The organism is Novosphingobium sp. JCM 18896, from assembly GCF_025938095.1.
Lineage (GTDB): Bacteria > Pseudomonadota > Alphaproteobacteria > Sphingomonadales > Sphingomonadaceae > Novosphingobium.
Genome location: NZ_JAPCZF010000005.1, coordinates 190,776 through 205,126 on the forward strand (window position 1 = coordinate 190,776; position 14,351 = coordinate 205,126).

The 14,351-nt window shown below is 66.9% G+C and carries 15 protein-coding genes; 9 read left to right on the plus strand and 6 right to left on the minus strand.

Translation table 11 applies throughout. The features are described from left to right. The first annotated feature begins 15 nt into the window (after window positions 1-15). Window positions 16-900: an AraC family transcriptional regulator gene (locus OLX23_RS18190; protein WP_264446455.1), complete on the plus strand. Its 885-nt coding sequence runs from the start codon at window positions 16-18 to the stop codon at window positions 898-900. Window positions 901-903: 3 nt separating this feature from the next. On the opposite strand, the gene OLX23_RS18195 is transcribed toward OLX23_RS18190, so the two are convergent. Next, complete coding sequence (locus OLX23_RS18195) at window positions 904-1,668, minus strand: ThuA domain-containing protein (RefSeq protein ID WP_264446456.1); 765 nt, start codon at window positions 1,666-1,668, stop codon at window positions 904-906. Then, the gene (locus tag OLX23_RS18200; protein WP_264446457.1) at window positions 1,665-3,083 is read right to left on the minus strand and encodes an aromatic ring-hydroxylating oxygenase subunit alpha; all 1,419 of its coding nucleotides are present in this window, start codon (window positions 3,081-3,083) and stop codon (window positions 1,665-1,667) included. The genes OLX23_RS18195 and OLX23_RS18200 overlap by 4 nt, the downstream gene beginning before the upstream one ends. 139 nt (window positions 3,084-3,222) lie before the next feature. On the opposite strand from OLX23_RS18200, the gene OLX23_RS18205 reads away from it, so the two are divergent. Genes OLX23_RS18205 through OLX23_RS18230 form a run of 6 tightly spaced genes read left to right on the plus strand, consistent with a single transcriptional unit; the run spans window position 3,223 to window position 7,983 of the window. Then, window positions 3,223-4,020 (plus strand): SDR family NAD(P)-dependent oxidoreductase, encoded by a 798-nt coding sequence (locus OLX23_RS18205; protein WP_264446458.1) that lies wholly within the window; start codon window positions 3,223-3,225, stop codon window positions 4,018-4,020. After that, window positions 4,017-4,847, plus strand: a complete 831-nt coding sequence (locus tag OLX23_RS18210; RefSeq protein WP_264446459.1) for an SDR family oxidoreductase — start codon at window positions 4,017-4,019, stop codon at window positions 4,845-4,847. The genes OLX23_RS18205 and OLX23_RS18210 overlap by 4 nt, the downstream gene beginning before the upstream one ends. Further along, a complete protein-coding gene (locus OLX23_RS18215) occupies window positions 4,844-5,620 on the plus strand; it encodes an SDR family oxidoreductase (RefSeq protein ID WP_264446460.1) in 777 nt (258 codons plus the stop codon). Before OLX23_RS18210 ends, OLX23_RS18215 begins: the two co-directional genes overlap by 4 nt. Window positions 5,621-5,641: 21 nt before the next feature. Then, the gene (locus OLX23_RS18220) at window positions 5,642-7,294 is read left to right on the plus strand and encodes an FAD-binding protein (RefSeq protein ID WP_264446461.1); all 1,653 of its coding nucleotides are present in this window, start codon (window positions 5,642-5,644) and stop codon (window positions 7,292-7,294) included. A gap of 40 nt (window positions 7,295-7,334) precedes the next feature. Beyond that, on the plus strand, window positions 7,335-7,607 hold the full coding sequence (locus OLX23_RS18225) for an AbrB/MazE/SpoVT family DNA-binding domain-containing protein (RefSeq protein WP_264446462.1): 273 nt from the start codon (window positions 7,335-7,337) through the stop codon (window positions 7,605-7,607). Further along, a complete protein-coding gene (locus OLX23_RS18230) occupies window positions 7,594-7,983 on the plus strand; it encodes a type II toxin-antitoxin system VapC family toxin (protein ID WP_264446463.1) in 390 nt (129 codons plus the stop codon). The genes OLX23_RS18225 and OLX23_RS18230 overlap by 14 nt, the downstream gene beginning before the upstream one ends. A gap of 38 nt (window positions 7,984-8,021) precedes the next feature. Here OLX23_RS18230 and OLX23_RS18235 read toward each other — a convergent pair whose 3' ends face one another. From OLX23_RS18235 to OLX23_RS18245, 3 genes are read right to left on the minus strand one after another with little or no spacing between them, the layout of a single operon-like run. After that, entirely contained in the window at window positions 8,022-8,444 is a 423-nt protein-coding gene (locus tag OLX23_RS18235) for a nuclear transport factor 2 family protein (RefSeq protein ID WP_264446464.1), read from the minus strand. 2 nt (window positions 8,445-8,446) lie between these two features. Continuing rightward, window positions 8,447-9,766: an aromatic ring-hydroxylating oxygenase subunit alpha gene (locus tag OLX23_RS18240; protein WP_264446465.1), complete on the minus strand. Its 1,320-nt coding sequence runs from the start codon at window positions 9,764-9,766 to the stop codon at window positions 8,447-8,449. A 23-nt stretch (window positions 9,767-9,789) separates the two neighbouring features. Further along, window positions 9,790-10,332 (minus strand): nuclear transport factor 2 family protein, encoded by a 543-nt coding sequence (locus OLX23_RS18245; RefSeq protein WP_264446466.1) that lies wholly within the window; start codon window positions 10,330-10,332, stop codon window positions 9,790-9,792. Window positions 10,333-10,468: 136 nt separating this feature from the next. Between OLX23_RS18245 and OLX23_RS18250 the strand changes: the two genes are divergently transcribed. Continuing rightward, window positions 10,469-11,155: an SDR family oxidoreductase gene (locus OLX23_RS18250; RefSeq protein ID WP_264446467.1), complete on the plus strand. Its 687-nt coding sequence runs from the start codon at window positions 10,469-10,471 to the stop codon at window positions 11,153-11,155. Window positions 11,156-11,329: 174 nt separating this feature from the next. Here OLX23_RS18250 and OLX23_RS18255 read toward each other — a convergent pair whose 3' ends face one another. Next, window positions 11,330-12,511 (minus strand): aromatic ring-hydroxylating oxygenase subunit alpha, encoded by a 1,182-nt coding sequence (locus tag OLX23_RS18255; protein WP_264446468.1) that lies wholly within the window; start codon window positions 12,509-12,511, stop codon window positions 11,330-11,332. A gap of 149 nt (window positions 12,512-12,660) precedes the next feature. Here OLX23_RS18255 and OLX23_RS18260 point away from each other — a divergent pair, with 149 nt between their 5' ends. Next, window positions 12,661-14,280 carry an AMP-binding protein gene (locus OLX23_RS18260; protein ID WP_264446469.1) on the plus strand — a complete coding sequence of 540 codons (1,620 nt, stop codon included), beginning with the start codon at window positions 12,661-12,663 and terminating at the stop codon, window positions 14,278-14,280. Window positions 14,281-14,351: the final 71 nt, after the last annotated feature.

Genomic DNA, 14,351 nt, shown 5'->3' on the forward strand with positions numbered 1-14,351 from the left:
CACGGAGGAGCGAGGATGAAGGCGGCGCTGCTGAACTACCAGACCCGGATGGAGCGGGTGCTCGATCACATCGACCGGCATCTCGACGAGGATCTGGACCTGGACGTGCTGAGCGGTGTCGCGGCCTTTTCCAAGTTCCATTTCCACCGACAGTTCACGGCGACTTTCGGGCTGTCCGTGCATCGCTATGTCCAGCTGGTCCGCATGAAGCGGGCCTCGTGCGATCTGGTGCGTTCCGACGGCCAGAGCGTCACCGACATCGCGATGGATGCCGGCTACGACGCGCCGGACGCCTTCGCCCGCGCCTTTCGGCAGCGGTTGGGACAGTCGCCCTCGTCGTTTCGGAAATCGCCCGACTGGGCGCCGTGGCTTGCGGCCTTCGGGCCCCTCGACAACGCCAGGAGCAAGCTCATGAAGATCATCTACGAACCCGAGGACGTCACGATCCGCGACCTGCCGCCTATCCCGGTGGCGATCATGGAGCATCGCGGCGATCGCGCGCGGCTGCCCGAAACCATCGAGCGCTTCGTCGCCTGGCGCAAGGCCGCGGGCCTGTCGCCCGAGACCAGCTCGACCTTCAACGTCTTCCGGTCCGAGAGGATACCGGATAATCCCGAAGACTATAGCATGGACCTGTGCATCGGCACGGATCGACCCGTCGCCGCCGACGACGGGCAGATGAAACCGGGCATGATCCCCGGTGGACGTTGCGCGGTGCTGCGCGTCATCCACAACACCAACAATCTCGAACCGGCCGCGCTCTATCTCTACCGCGACTGGCTTCCGGCGAGCGGCGAGGAAGCGCGGGATTTCCCGATCTACTGCCAGCGGCACTTTTCGCTGCCCCCGAACACGCCCGTGCCCGAGGTGGTCTGCGAAGTGTTCCTGCCGCTGAAATAGCGGCTAGGCCGGCTCGCGTTCCTTGAGCCAGCCGATGCCGCGGCGCAGCAGGTCGTAGAACACCGGCAGGTCCCAGGCGCAGCGGTCGACCGTCGGCCACCAGTCGGCCATCGGCTGGAGGTCGTAATGCCCGCGGCAATGGCCCAGGGTCAGGTAGAGCACCGCGCCCTGGCCGTGCTGCTTGATGTAGCAGACCGGGTGCGTGCCCGGCGCTTGCTCGGCCTCGACGAAGCCGGTGCCGGGCTCGGTGCAGACCGTCTCGAGCAGGACGTGGAGATCGCCGTGGCGCTCCATGTGGTAGAGCTCGTCATTGGTCTCGAAGGGCTCGACCCCGGCCACGAGGGGATGGCCGGGGTCGGCGACCGTCACCCGATAGGGTGCGATCGGGGGATGCGAGAGGAACTGGCTGCCGACCAGGTCCATGAACAGCGGTGCCCAGCGCGGCGCGTCCCACAGGCCGTTTTCGAGCAGGCGCAGGACCGAATTGGTACCGTGGAGCGCATACCAGCGTCCGCCCTTGGCCAGCCAGTCGCGCAGCACCTCCTGCGCCGCCAGCGAGGGCGTGACGTCGCAGGTATAGGTGATCAGCACGTCGGCTTCGGCCAGCGCTTCCAGGTTCTCGTAATCCTCGAACACGCGCGTGCGCACGCGCTGGTCTTCGGCGAGCAGCTTCAGGAGTTCGAGCCGCGCGAAGTCCATGTCGTGCCAGACGCCGCCGCAGATCAGGACGCAGTCGATCCGCGGCGGATGCGCTTCGGTTGCGCTCACTTCTTGGCGCCTCCGAGCTCGCCCGACAGATACTTGTCGAGCGTCTGGTGGAACTGGCGGATGCGGATCTCCTGATAGTCGCCGAGCTGGATCTCGCCGGTCTTCGAGGCGTGGAGGCCGTCCTGGACGAAGGGCAGGTTGGCCATGTCCTGCTCGAAGACCGAGCCGAGCACGCCGAGCTCGGGCGCGTCTGTCCACAGCTGGTCGGGGCTCAGCAGGTGCATCGGTACGGCGCGCGGGATCGGTTCGCCCTTCTTGACGCGCGCGAGGATGCGCACTTCCATCAGGCAGGTGTCGGGTGTCTTGCCCGGCCGCCAGCGATAGACGACGTTGGGCATGAAGCCGCCCCAGGGCGCGAAGTTGGGGAACACGTTGTAGACCAGGCCGTCGAGCAGTTCGGCGTCGGTCGCATCGTCGTGGTCGTAGCCGGTCTGTTCGGTATAGGCCTTGCGCATGGCGTCACCCAGCGCCTCGCGCGCGGTCTTGCCCTCGGGCACCTGGACCGCGAAGGGATCGGCGTCGGCGCTTTCGTAGTTGTCGGCCGAGCGGCCGTTGAACTTGACGAATTCGTCGACGATCCACTGCTCGGCCTTGCCCGTCGCGTCGAGGTGCGGCGAGACGATGCCGAAGGGCACCAGGTTGACGTTCACGTTGTCACCCCAGGTCCAGTAGGCCGAATTGCTGTCGCCGGTGAAGGGCAGCAGTTGCGGGTGGGTGACGACCGTGTGCCAGGCTTCCATGAAGGCCTCGGCGGTGACCTTCCAGTTGGCCGCGACTTCCTTGGCGACCCAAATCACCGTCGTGCATTCCTCGTGCCGCCAGCGCTTGAAGTGCTCGGGCAGGGGGGCGAGGAATTCCTCGAGGCTTGGCCCGCCCTTTTCCTCGCGCAGGAAGATGTAGCCGCCCCAGCGTGCGACTTCGGCTTCGGGCAGCTGCAGCTTCTCGTTCGTCAGGTGCTGGAAGTCCCACGAACAGGGCATCTGGCGGAACGAGCCATCGGCGTTCCACGAAAAGCCGTGGAACGGGCAGGTGAAGGTATCGGCGTTGCCGTCCTCGGTGCGCAGCTTGCGGCCGCGGTGGAGGCAGACGTTGTGGAAGGCGCGGACCGAGCCGTCTTCCTGCCGCGTGACCAACCAGGACCGGCCGGCGTTCTCGAACACGGTATAGTCGCCGGCCTCGGGAATGTCCTCCTCGCGCGCGGCGAACTGCCAGACATAGGGCCACATCTTCTCGCGCTCGGCCTGGGCGAAGTCGGCGCTGGTGTAGCGCGTGACGGCCAGCGGCTCCGAACCGCGGTACTGGTAGCTTTCCTCGGTCAGCGAAGCGGGCGCCGGGCGGGAATCGATCGCCATCAGATCGGTCCAGCTGATCCCCCGGCTCTTGTCGTCGTTAAGCCCCGGATCGCGCTCGGCCATAAATCGACTCCTCTTTCCCCAATTCTGGTTGTCCGACGGTTTTGACGCTCCGGCAAGCGGGCGTCACCTTGTCGAAAGCATAGGTGGCAGCCGCTGCGGAATCGGTCACACCGGCTCAACGAACAGATGGGAGAACGCCGTGGACAGACGGCTGGATAATGGGCGGCTGGATGGAAAGGTCGCGCTGGTCACGGGCGGGACGTCGGGCATCGGTGCCGGCACGGTCGAACGGCTGGCGGCCGAGGGTGCGAAGGTGATCTTCACCGGATCGAACGCGGCGGCGGCCGAACAGCTCTGCGCCGCGACCGGCGCGCAGTTCCGCGCGCATCGCGTGCAGGACGCCAGCGCCTGGCCCGCGCTGATGGCGGCGATCCTGGCCGAGCACGGCCGGCTCGACATCGCTTTCGCCAATGCCGGCACCGAGCATGGCGACGCCAGCGTCGAGGACATCGGCATCGAGGGCTGGGACAACGTCATCGCGGTCAACCAGACCGGTGTCATGCTGACCGTCCAGCACGCGATCCGCGCGATGAAGGCCAATCCCGATGGCGCCACGGGCTCGATCATCATCAATTCGTCGATGAACGCGCACCGGGCCATGGGCAACTTCGTCGCCTACTCGGTGTCGAAGGCGGCGGTGGTGGCGCTGGTCAAGTCGGCCGCAGTCCACTGCGGCAACCGCGGCTACAAGATCCGCGTCAACGCGGTGCTGCCCGGCGTGGTCGAGACCGGCATCATCCGCGGCCAGATCGAGAACGCCCCCGATCCCGCCGCCGCGCGCGCGGCCTACGAGGGCATGTCGCCGCTCGGCCGGATGGGCGGGGTGGACGAGGTGGCCGGGCTGGTCGCCTGGCTGGCCTCGGACGAGGCGCGCTTCGTCTCGGGCAGCGAATACGTGATCGATGGCGCAACCACGGCAGGGATGATGGGCGTATGAATGATCTTGGCCAAGATTTGGGTTCTCGGCGCCTGCAGGGCAAGGTCGCCTTCGTTTCGGGCGGCCTGCGCGGCATCGGCCTCGCCTGCGTCGAGCGCTTCCTGGCCGAGGGCGCCGAGGTGGTATTGTCCGATCTCGACGCGCCCGACAGCGCCCTGGCCGGCGAAGTGCTCGGCCGGCTGGGCCAGGCGGCGAGCTACGTCCAGGCCAACGTGACGAAGGAAGCGGACTGGCAGCGCGCGCGCGACGTCGTGCAGAGCCGCCACGGCAAGCTGCATATCCTGGTCAACAACGCCGGCATCGATCTGACCGGCCCGGTCGAGGGCCTAACCATGGAAGGCTGGCGCCGGATCATGGACATCAACGTCGACGGCGTGTTCCTCGGCGTGAAGACCTTCGTGCCCATGCTGGCCGAGCACGGAAAGGAGTTCCGCGGCGGCGCCTCGATCGTCAACGTCAGCTCGATCATGGGGCTGGTCGGCTATACCGATACCTCGGCCTACAACGCCAGCAAGGGTGCGGTGCGGCTGTTCACCAAGTCGATCGCGGTCGAGTTCGCCAAGAAGCAGATGCCGATCCGAGCCAACTCGCTGCATCCCGGCTTCGTCGTGACGCCGCTGCTGCAGGAAGGCTTCCAGCGCTGGGTCGAGAAGGGCGCCGCGGCCAAGGCGCAGGACCTGGTCGATGCGGTCGCCGCGCAGACCCCGCTCGGCCGCCTGGCCGATCCCGCCGAACTCGCCGCGGGCGTGTTCTTCCTCGCCAGCGAGGACAGCGCCTACATGACCGGCGCCGAACTGGTCATGGACGGAGGATGGACCGCACAATGATCGGGCTCGAAAACGTAATCGCGGTCGTCACGGGCGCCGCCGGCGGCATCGGCCGCGCGGTCGTGCGGCAGATGAAGGACGCCGGCGCGACGGTGATCGCCACCGACCTGGCCGAGAGCGCCGAAGTGCCCGGCGCCGACCACTACCTGCGCCACGACGTCACCAGCGAGGGCGACTGGCTGGCGGTCGAGGCGCTCGCGCGCGAGACCTACGGCCGGCTCGACGCGCTGGTGAACCTCGCGGCGATCTCGATCGTCACCAAGATCGAGGACACCCCGCTGGCCGAATGGCACCGGGTCAACGCGATCAACGTCGATTCCATCATCATCGGCACGCAGATCCTGCTGCCGCTGCTCAAGGAAGGCGGCAAGGCGCGCAAGGGCGGGGCCTCGATCGTCAACTTCTCGAGCGTCGGCGGGCTGCGCGGGGCGCCGTTCAACGCGGCCTATTGCACGAGCAAGGCCGCGGTGAAAATGCTGTCGAAGTGCATGGGCGCCGAATTCGGCGCGCTCGGATACAACATCCGCTGCAATTCGGTGCACCCGGGCGGCATCGAGACGGGCATGCTCAATTCGATCATGGATCGCTATGTCGAGCTCGGCGCGGTGCCGTCGCGCGAGGTGTCGTACAACGCGATGGTCGCGAGCCATCCGATCGGCCGGCTCGGCCGCCCCGACGAGATGGGTGGCGGCGTGGTCTACCTCTGCTCCGAAGCCGCGAGCTTCGTGACCTGCAGCGAATTCCTCATGGACGGCGGTTTCAGCCAGGTCTGAACCAGGCGCGGGAGAGAAAAGATGTCGGAAGAGATGAACTGGGACCTCGAGGCCGACGTCGTCGTCCTCGGGTCCGGCGGCGCGGCCATGACGGCGGCGATCGCGGCGAAGGATTTCGGTGCCGGGGAGGTCGTGATCCTCGAGAAGTCGGGCATGGTCGGCGGCACCACCGCCATGTCGGGCGGCATGCTGTGGATCCCGAACAATCCCTATCAGGTCGAGGCCGGCATCGCCGATTCCGATGACGAGGTGGTCGCCTATCTCGATGCCCTGGCGCCCGGACAGCTCGATCCCGAGACCCTGGGCGCCTTCCTCGAAGGCGGGCCCGAGCTGATCCGCTACCTGATCGACAAGACGCCGGTGCGCTTCCACGCCTATGCCGACTTTCCCGACTATCAGCCCTATCTGCCCGGCGCCAAGCCCGACGGCGGGCGCTCGCTCGACAACGAGGCCTTCTCGTTCGCGACGCTGGGCAAGTGGGCGACGCGGGTCAATCCGACCAAGATGGCCTACCCGGTGCGTGGCAGCCTGATGGAGGCGATCCAGGGCACGCTCGACGCGGCGACCTTGGCCGAGCGCGAGGAAGGCGACTATCGCGGGCTCGGCCAGGCGCTCGCCGGCTCGCTGTTCAAGGCCGTGCTCGACCGCGAGATCCCGGTCGAGTTCGAGAAGCGCGCGCGCAAGCTCGTGAAAGATGATGACCGCGTGATCGGCGTCATCGCCGAGGACGCCAATGGCCGCGACTTCCGCGTCCGCGCACGGCGCGGCGTGGTCATCGCCACGGGCGGGTTCGAGTGGAACGAGCAGCTGGTGAAGACCTTCCTGCGCGGTCCGCTGACCGGCCCGGTCTCGGTGCCCGAGAACGAGGGTGACGGCCTGATCATGGCGATCGAGGCCGGCGCGCAGCTCGGCAACATGCAGCATGCGTTCTGGCAGCAGTCGGTGCTCGAATTCAAACCGCAGCATCGCAACGCCAAGCCCAACTACCTGCTCGGTTCGGACGAGCGCGCGCGGCCCGGCGCGATCCTGGTCAACGCCAAGGGCAAGCGCTTCGTCAACGAGGCGGCCAACTACAACGCGATGGGCAAGGCGATGCACGCCTTCGACGCGGGCACCCATTCCTATGCGAACCTGCCCTACTGGCTGATCTTCGATCAGCGCTATCGCGGCAAGTATCCGCTGTTCAACGCCATGCCGTCATCGCCGCTGCCAAGCTTCGTGATGCAGGCCGACACGCTCGAGGCGCTGGCCGAAATCGCCGGGATCGACGCGGCCGGGCTGGCGGCGACGGTCGAGCGGTTCAACGGCATGGTCCGCCAGGGCCACGACGACGATTTCAACCGCGGCGACAACACCTACGACAACTTCTATATGTGGGGCGACGCCGAGTTCGAGCCGCCGTACCGCACGCTCGGCCTGATCGACCAGGGCCCCTACTACGCGGTCAAGATGGAACCGGGCGCGCTCGGCACCTCGGGTGGCCCCAAGACCAACGGCGACGCGCAGGTGCTCGACTGGCAGGGCGAGCCGATCCCCGGCCTCTACGCCGCGGGCAATGCCATGGCGGCGGTGCTGGGCGAGGGCTACGGCGGCGCCGGCGGTACCCTGGGGCCGGGCATGACCTTCGGCTATCTCGCGGGCAAGCATTTGGGGACGCACTTGCCAAACCGGTAACAATCGCTATCTTACCTTCGTCTTACTTCGGAGGTTCGCTGTGGGCGTGCAGGAACGGCTGACGACCGTGATTTCGACCAAGGGGCAGGTGATCCTGCCCAAGGCCATTCGCGACCAGCGGCAATGGGGAGCGGGCACGAAACTGACGGTGGAAGAGACCGCCGATGGCGTCCTCCTCAAGCCGGCGCCGGCGTTCGCGCCATCGACCGTGGATGCGGTGTTCGCTTCGCTGAAATACGAAGGCACGGCCTTGTCGATCGACGAGATGGACGTCGCTGTTGCCCGTGAAGCGAAGCGCCGTGCGCGCGATTGACACCAACATCGTCATCCGGTTCCTGACCGCCGATGACAAGCGGCAGGCCGAGGCTGCCCGCGCGGTGATCTCGGGTGGCGATATTTTTATCCCGACGACGGTGCTGCTCGAAAGCGAGTGGGTTTTGCGCAGCGCCTACGGGTTGACCGCCGGAGAGATCGTTGCCGGCTTGCGCGGCCTGGCCGGCTTGCCGGGAATCTCCGTGGAAGAGCCGTTTCTGCTTGCCCAGGCGCTGACGTGGATGAGCGAGGGCATGGATTTCGCCGATGCGCTGCATCTGGCGAAATCCGGTGATTGCAGGGCATTTCTAACGTTCGACCAGAAGTTGATCAAAGCGGCTGGCCTGCAAGCCTCTATCTTGGTGGAAACGCCGTAGGCTTGGGGCGGAGGGAGGCACAGGCCGATAAACTGCCCTCAACCCGTCGGTATCAACATCTTTACGCCCACCCGCGCGATCTTCCAGCTCTCCGTTTCGCGCACCACGTCAAAAGTGTAGCGAGCCTTGACCTCGAGATCGCTGCCGTCGGTGCCGCGGCTGTAGCCGTGGACATAGGCCTGTGCCGTGGCGCCGTCGGCGGCATAGTCGACCAGCGCGAAATTGCTCAGGAAGTGCGCGTTGTGCGCCATGGTCGGGAAGGCGCCGGCGAAGAAGCCGCGGATCGCCGCGCGGCCCTCGAAGTGGCCGAGGCCGAGTTCGGCGAGATCGTAGACCCCGCCCTCGGTGAACAGCGTAGCCACCCCGTCGACGTCACCGATCCGGTCGACCGCCGTGCAATAGGCGACGGCCAGGTCCTCGATCGCCAGGCGGTCCTCAAGCGGGATGGCCGCGACGGGCATGATCACTGGCCCAGCACCATGTCGTTGAGCAACTCGTGGAACCGCTGCACGCGCTTTTCCTGGAGCGGTAGCAGGCAGCCCTTGAACCCGCGCGAGTTGAGGCCCTGCTGCTGGCTGGTGCCGATCGACAGGTCCTGGTCGGCGACATAGCCGACCGAGACGCCGTCGCCGTAGACCGAGTGCCGCTTGAGCGCGTCGTGGCGCAGCGGTAGCGGGCCGACCGGGGTCTCGACCTCCTTCATCCCGGGCACCGGCGGATAGAGGCACCAGTGCTGAAACACGCATTTCTCGGGATCGGTCGGGTGCGGCTCGGTGCGCAGGATCTGGCACTGCTCGGGCGACATGGTGATCGTCAGGTTGGGGAACAGCGTGCAGTGGAAATAGTCGACCAGCTGCTGGTCGGTCATCTGGTCGTAATTGGCATAGCCGCGCTCGGGCCCGAGCCGGCGCTTGGCCTCGACGATCGCCGCGCGCACCTCGTCGGTGCGGCCCTTGTAGAGTGCGGGATCGATACCCCAGGCCTGGGCGATCGCGTCGAGCGGGGTGGGCACTTCGCCCGAGGCGTAGTCCTTGCGCGTCGTCGCTTGGTGGCCCTTCATCCACATCGAATTGTGGCCCGAAGGGTACATCTCGAACAGCGTGTCGGGCAGGCCATCGTTGATGAAGGTGGCCAGTTCGGGGTGGATCGTCGGGAGGTGGTAGCTTTCGTTGAAATTGTCGCGGATGATTTTCCAGTTGAACTCGCAGTCGGCCGAGACGTTGAGCACGCGCACCCAGTTCTCGAGGCCATAGCCGGCGAGGCGTTCGGGGAAGGGCGCCAGCCATTCGTGCAGCGGCGCCACGTCGTCGTCCATGCACCAGAAGACGAAGGGCCCCCAGGTCTCGCAGCGCAGCTCGGACAGGTGGACGCGGCCGCAGGGATTGCCGCTCTCGAAATCGTCGGGGTCCTGGACCTGGATCAAGGTGCCGTCGAGGTCGTACTTCCAGCCGTGGTAGCCGCAGGTGATCGCCGGCACGCTGGTCGTCTCGCCCAGGATCAGCCGGTTGCCGCGGTGCGGGCACGAATTGTAGAAGGCGCAGACCGAGCCGTCCTCTTGGCGGACCAGGATCACCGATTCCTTGGCGAAGTTGTGGCGCACGATGTCGCCCTCGTCCTCGAGATCGGCGAGCACGCCGCCCAGGTGCCAGACCTTGGGCCAGAGGTTCTTGATCTCGAGGTCCATCCAGTCCTTCGAGATATAGCGATCGGCGGTGATCGCATCGCCGCGAACCGGCTGGTCGAATTCGGGCGAGTAACGGGAAACCTTGCTCTCGGCGTTCATTGGGGCATCCTCAGGAACCGCGATCAGCGCGCCCAGACGCGCGTGTCGCTGAAGTCTTCTCCACGGCGTCCGGCGCGGTTGGTCGTGGGGTTGGCGGCAAAGAAGCCGTGGTCGGCCGGATCGTCCTTCACCCAGTCGGTGATAAGCTTGCGCCGGACGATCCTCCACTCGCCATTCTTACAGGCGTAGTCGTCGACGTAGCGACCGGCGATGAACAGGTCGCGCGGGTTTCCGGCAGGGTCGCGGATGCCGTGCCAGGCCTGGAAATAGCATTCGCCCCTAGCCGTCTTAATGGGGCCGGTATTGCTGCCGTCGATCTCTATCCGCACCTGGCCGAGCAGGTGGTGCGAGGCGTCCATGGCGCCGAGGAAATCCTGGCAGAAGCCGACGAATTCGCCGGCATCGCCGACGAAGATCCCCGCATCGATCTGGGCGTCGTCGTGGAAGGCGCTGCGCTGGAGCGCCGGGTCGAGCCGGTCGAGCCCGCGCATGTAGCGGTGCACGGCTTCGGTGATGTCGCGCCGTGCGGCGAGATCGCGCACCTCGGCTTCGAGATCGAACGGCATGGCTTCTCCCGGTGTTGTCGAAGCCAGTCTGCCACTGCGCGCGGCGCGGCATATCTGGCACTTCGGACAGTTTTGCCGCCTTGCCGCGCTCCTACGATGGCCTAGGTTCGCGCTCGGCGAACGAAGGAGAGGATCGATGGCGAATGTGGCGATCACTGGCGCGGGGCGTGGCATCGCGCTCGAACTGGCGCGCCAGCATGTGGCGCAGGGCGACCGCGTCTACGCCCTGGCGCGCGATCCGGCGGGCGCAGAGGCGCTGAACGCGCTGGCTGCGCAATCTAACGGGCTGCTTTCGGTGCACGCGATGGACGTCACCGACGATGCCTCGGTCAAGGCCGGGGCCGCCGATACCGGCGCGGCGCCGATCGACCTGCTCTACAACGTCGCGGGCATCCTCGGTACGCCCGGCGCACAGCTCGAAAGTGTCGACTGGGCCGAGTTCGACCAGTCGATCGAGGTCATGGTCAAAGGGCCGCTGCGCGTGCTGCTGGCCTTCCTGCCGCGGATGCAGGCGGGATCGAAGGTGATGAACATTTCGAGCCAGCTGGCGGCCTCGACCTGGCCCTATGGCGGCTTCTACGACTACGGCGCGGCCAAGGCCGGGCTCAACCGGATGATGCGATCGGTGGCGATCGACCTCAAGGACCGCGGCGTGATCGTCGGGCTGATCCACCCCGGCTATGTCCAGACCGACATGGGCGGCGCGGGTGCCGACATCACCCCCGAGGACAGCGCCACCGGCGTCCGCAAGCTGGCCGAGGGCTGGACGCTCGACCGGACCGGCGGGTTCTACAAGTGGAACGGCGAAGAGCACGCTTGGTGAGCCACCCTCATCCAAGTTCCGCTAGCCGCTGACGCAGCAAGCTGCGCTATCCTTCTCCCGCCAGCGGGAGAAGGTAAGAGCTAGTCAAACCCTCTCCCGCTGGCGGGAGAGGAGCGAGACTTATTGAGCGAAGCGAAATTAGTCGCAGCGGTGAGGGTGGCCGCGCCGCCCCCCTCACATCGTCGGCTCGGGCAGCGTCGAATCGTCCTCGAGGTACCAGTTCAGCCACTCGTGGAAGTACTGGTTGCCGCGCTCGTTGCGGCCGAAGGTGAGGTCGTCGTGCGCGCCGCTCTCGAGGCCCTTCTGGATCTCCAGCCCGATCACGTAGTCCTCGTTGTAGGTCACGTCGCGGAAGAACTCGATCATGCCTTCCAGGCTCTCGCGATCGGCCTCGTCGCGCGGCGCTTCGCGGCGCAGGTAGTTGAGCACGGTGCGGTTGCGGTCGGGCGTCGGCCCGGGGAACAGCTGGGCGATCTGGGTGATCTCGGGCGCGATGAAGATCGACACGTTGGGGAAGAAGATCCGCACGAAGTCGTAGCCGTTGTTTTCCTGCGCGCCCCACTGGTCGCGCGGCACGTCGCTCAGCGCCTCGGCGATGCGCCGTTGCGGGAAGCCGATGCGGATGTTGGGGCCGAAGCCTTCGTAGTGCGTGCAGTTCGACGGCGTGCGCGGATGGATCGTCTCGGGGTGCAGCGAGGCGAAGTGATAGCCTTCGAGGTATCCGTCGAAGGCGATCTTCCAGTTGGCGCCGATGATCTCGCGCGAGCCGAGGTAGGACCAGTTGGCGAAGTCGAGCGCTTCGAAATCCTCGAGGAAGCCCTGGAAATAGCGATCGAGATCGATCGGCGCGTTGGGTGTCAGGCAGACGAAGATCATGCCCGCGCGCTCCTCGCAGGGCAACTCGCGCAGGCCGCGCGCAGCCTTGTCGATCTCGCCGAAAGTGCTCGCCTCGGAAATGCCCAGCAGCTTGCCGTCCTGGCCATAGGTCCAGGCGTGGTACTTGCAGGTGAAGCGCGCGCAGTTGCCCTTGCCCTCGGCGACTGGCGCGCCGCGGTGCGAGCAGACGTTGAGGAAGGCACGCGCCTTTCCGTCCTTGGCGCGGTTGATCAGCACGGGCAGGCCGACCGCGTCCATCGTCTTGTAGTCGCCGGGCTCGGGCAGCTCGGCGGTGAAGGCCAGCATCAAGGGCACGCGCTTGAACACCAGCTCCATCTCGGCGCGCCACTGGTCGCTGTCGGTATAGGAGCGCGTCGGGACCGTCATCGGCTTGTCGGTCTGGAAGGTCTTCTTGTTCTCGACATAGTCGAGCATGATTTCGGCGACGTCGCCAAGCTTCTGGGCGCGGTCCACTCTCATCTCCCGTATGGTCTTTCGGACCCGAATTGAGCAAAGCCGCCGGAGGGCGACAAGCTGCGAGAGGTAACAGGTGACGCGGGCTCGGCTTGGCCTTTTCGCCAGTTGGCCGCGGGCAGGGGGAAGGGCAGGTCTGGGCTATGGATGAGAGGATGATACCGCCCTGGCGCTGGCTCGAAACGCCCGCGCCGCACCAGCGCGAATTCGCCGGCCAGGGCCTGTGGGACGAGCGCACGATCGCCGACCAGGCCTATGCGCTGGCCGGAGCCGAGCCCGACTTCGTCGCCTTCGTCGAAGGCGAAGACGTGCTGACGCGCGCGCAACTGCTCGCCGATGCCGAAGCCTTGAGCGTTGCGCTGCACGCACGCGGGCTGCGGCCTGGCGAGGTGATCGCCTTCCAGGTGCCCAACTGGCGCGAGGCGGCGGTGATCAATCTCGCGGCGGCGCTGTCGGGCCTGGTGATCAATCCGATCGTGACGATCTACCGCGACCACGAGGTCACGCAGATGCTCGGCGACTGCGGCGCGCGGGCTTTCTTCGTCGCGGCCTCGTTCCGCGGCTACGATTTCGCTTCGATGGCCGGGCGGGTGCAGGCCGCGCTGCCCGATCTCGCGCACGTCTTCACCGTGCGCGGTGCGGGCGACGACGATCTCGCGGCGCTGATCGCCGAAGGGCGGGGCAAGGCCTTCGCGCGGCCCAGGGTCGATCCGCTCGGGGTCAAGCTGGTGCTCTACACCTCGGGCACCACCGGCCGGCCCAAGGGCGTGCTGCACAGCCACGTCACGCTCCAGCGCATCCTCGCCGAGTCGACGCGCGCCTGGGGCGTCACGGCTGGCGAGGTGACCTTGATGCCCTCGCCGGTCACGCACATCTCGGGCTATGCCAATGGGCTCGAGGCGCCCTTGGTCTGCGGCACGCGGACCGTGTTGATGGAAAGCTGGGACGCGCAGGCGGCGATGGCGCTGATCGATCGCCACGCTTGCGTCGGCACGACCGCGGCGACGCCGTTCCTGGTCGAGCTCGCCGCCGCGGCGCGCGCCAGCGGCAACCGGCTGCCCTCGTTCCGCTACTTCGCCTGCGGCGGGGCGGCCGTGCCCTCGGACCTGATCCCGGCGGCGAATGCGGCTTTCGAAAACTGCCGCGCCTTCCGCGTGTTCGGATCGTCCGAAGTGCCGCTGGTGACCTTCGGCTGGCCGCGCGACGAGCATCGGGCCGCGACCACCGACGGCAAGATCGTCGACTACCGCGTGCGCATCGTCGATGCCGACGACCGCGATCTGCCCGACGGCGCCGAGGGCGAGATCCTCGCGCGCGGGCCGGGCATGCTGCTCGGCTATGCCGACGAAAGCCAGACGCGCGAGGCGATCACCGCCGACGGCTATTTCCGCACCGGCGACCTCGGCGTGCGCGAGGCCGATGGCGCGCTGACGATTACCGGGCGCAAGAAGGACCTGATCATCCGCGGCGGCGAGAACATCTCGGCCAAGGAGATCGAGGACGTGCTGCACCTGCACCCGATGGTGCGCGAGGCTGCAGTCGTCGCCATGCCGCATACGCGGCTGGGCGAGGGGGTCTGCGCCTATGTCATCGCGCGGGAAGGCGAGGTGCCGCTGCCCGCTGCGCTGGCCGCGCACGTCGCCGCCAGCGGTCTCGCCAAGCAGAAGATTCCCGAGCGGTTCGAGCTGGTCGACGATTTCCCGCGCACGGCTTCGGGCAAGGTGCGCAAGGATCAGCTGCGGGCGGATATCAAGACGAAGGTGGCAGCAACATAGCACTGCTCGTCATCCCGGGCTTGACCCGGGATCCCGCTTGTCGCGTCCACAGAAGGGTAGCGGGACCCCGG

What these genes read in the sequence shown, in the direction of transcription:
- OLX23_RS18190 (WP_264446455.1), top strand. Translation starts at nt 16, where the DNA reads ATGAAGGCGGCGCTGCTGAACTACCAGACCCGGATGGAGCGGGTGCTC.
- OLX23_RS18200 (WP_264446457.1), bottom strand. Translation starts at nt 3,083, where the DNA reads ATGGCCGAGCGCGATCCGGGGCTTAACGACGACAAGAGCCGGGGGATC.
- OLX23_RS18210 (WP_264446459.1), top strand. Translation starts at nt 4,017, where the DNA reads ATGAATGATCTTGGCCAAGATTTGGGTTCTCGGCGCCTGCAGGGCAAG.
- OLX23_RS18215 (WP_264446460.1), top strand. Translation starts at nt 4,844, where the DNA reads ATGATCGGGCTCGAAAACGTAATCGCGGTCGTCACGGGCGCCGCCGGC.
- OLX23_RS18220 (WP_264446461.1), top strand. Translation starts at nt 5,642, where the DNA reads ATGTCGGAAGAGATGAACTGGGACCTCGAGGCCGACGTCGTCGTCCTC.
- OLX23_RS18235 (WP_264446464.1), bottom strand. Translation starts at nt 8,444, where the DNA reads ATGCCCGTCGCGGCCATCCCGCTTGAGGACCGCCTGGCGATCGAGGAC.
- OLX23_RS18240 (WP_264446465.1), bottom strand. Translation starts at nt 9,766, where the DNA reads ATGAACGCCGAGAGCAAGGTTTCCCGTTACTCGCCCGAATTCGACCAG.
- OLX23_RS18245 (WP_264446466.1), bottom strand. Translation starts at nt 10,332, where the DNA reads ATGCCGTTCGATCTCGAAGCCGAGGTGCGCGATCTCGCCGCACGGCGC.
- OLX23_RS18250 (WP_264446467.1), top strand. Translation starts at nt 10,469, where the DNA reads ATGGCGAATGTGGCGATCACTGGCGCGGGGCGTGGCATCGCGCTCGAA.
- OLX23_RS18255 (WP_264446468.1), bottom strand. Translation starts at nt 12,511, where the DNA reads ATGAGAGTGGACCGCGCCCAGAAGCTTGGCGACGTCGCCGAAATCATG.
- OLX23_RS18260 (WP_264446469.1), top strand. Translation starts at nt 12,661, where the DNA reads ATGATACCGCCCTGGCGCTGGCTCGAAACGCCCGCGCCGCACCAGCGC.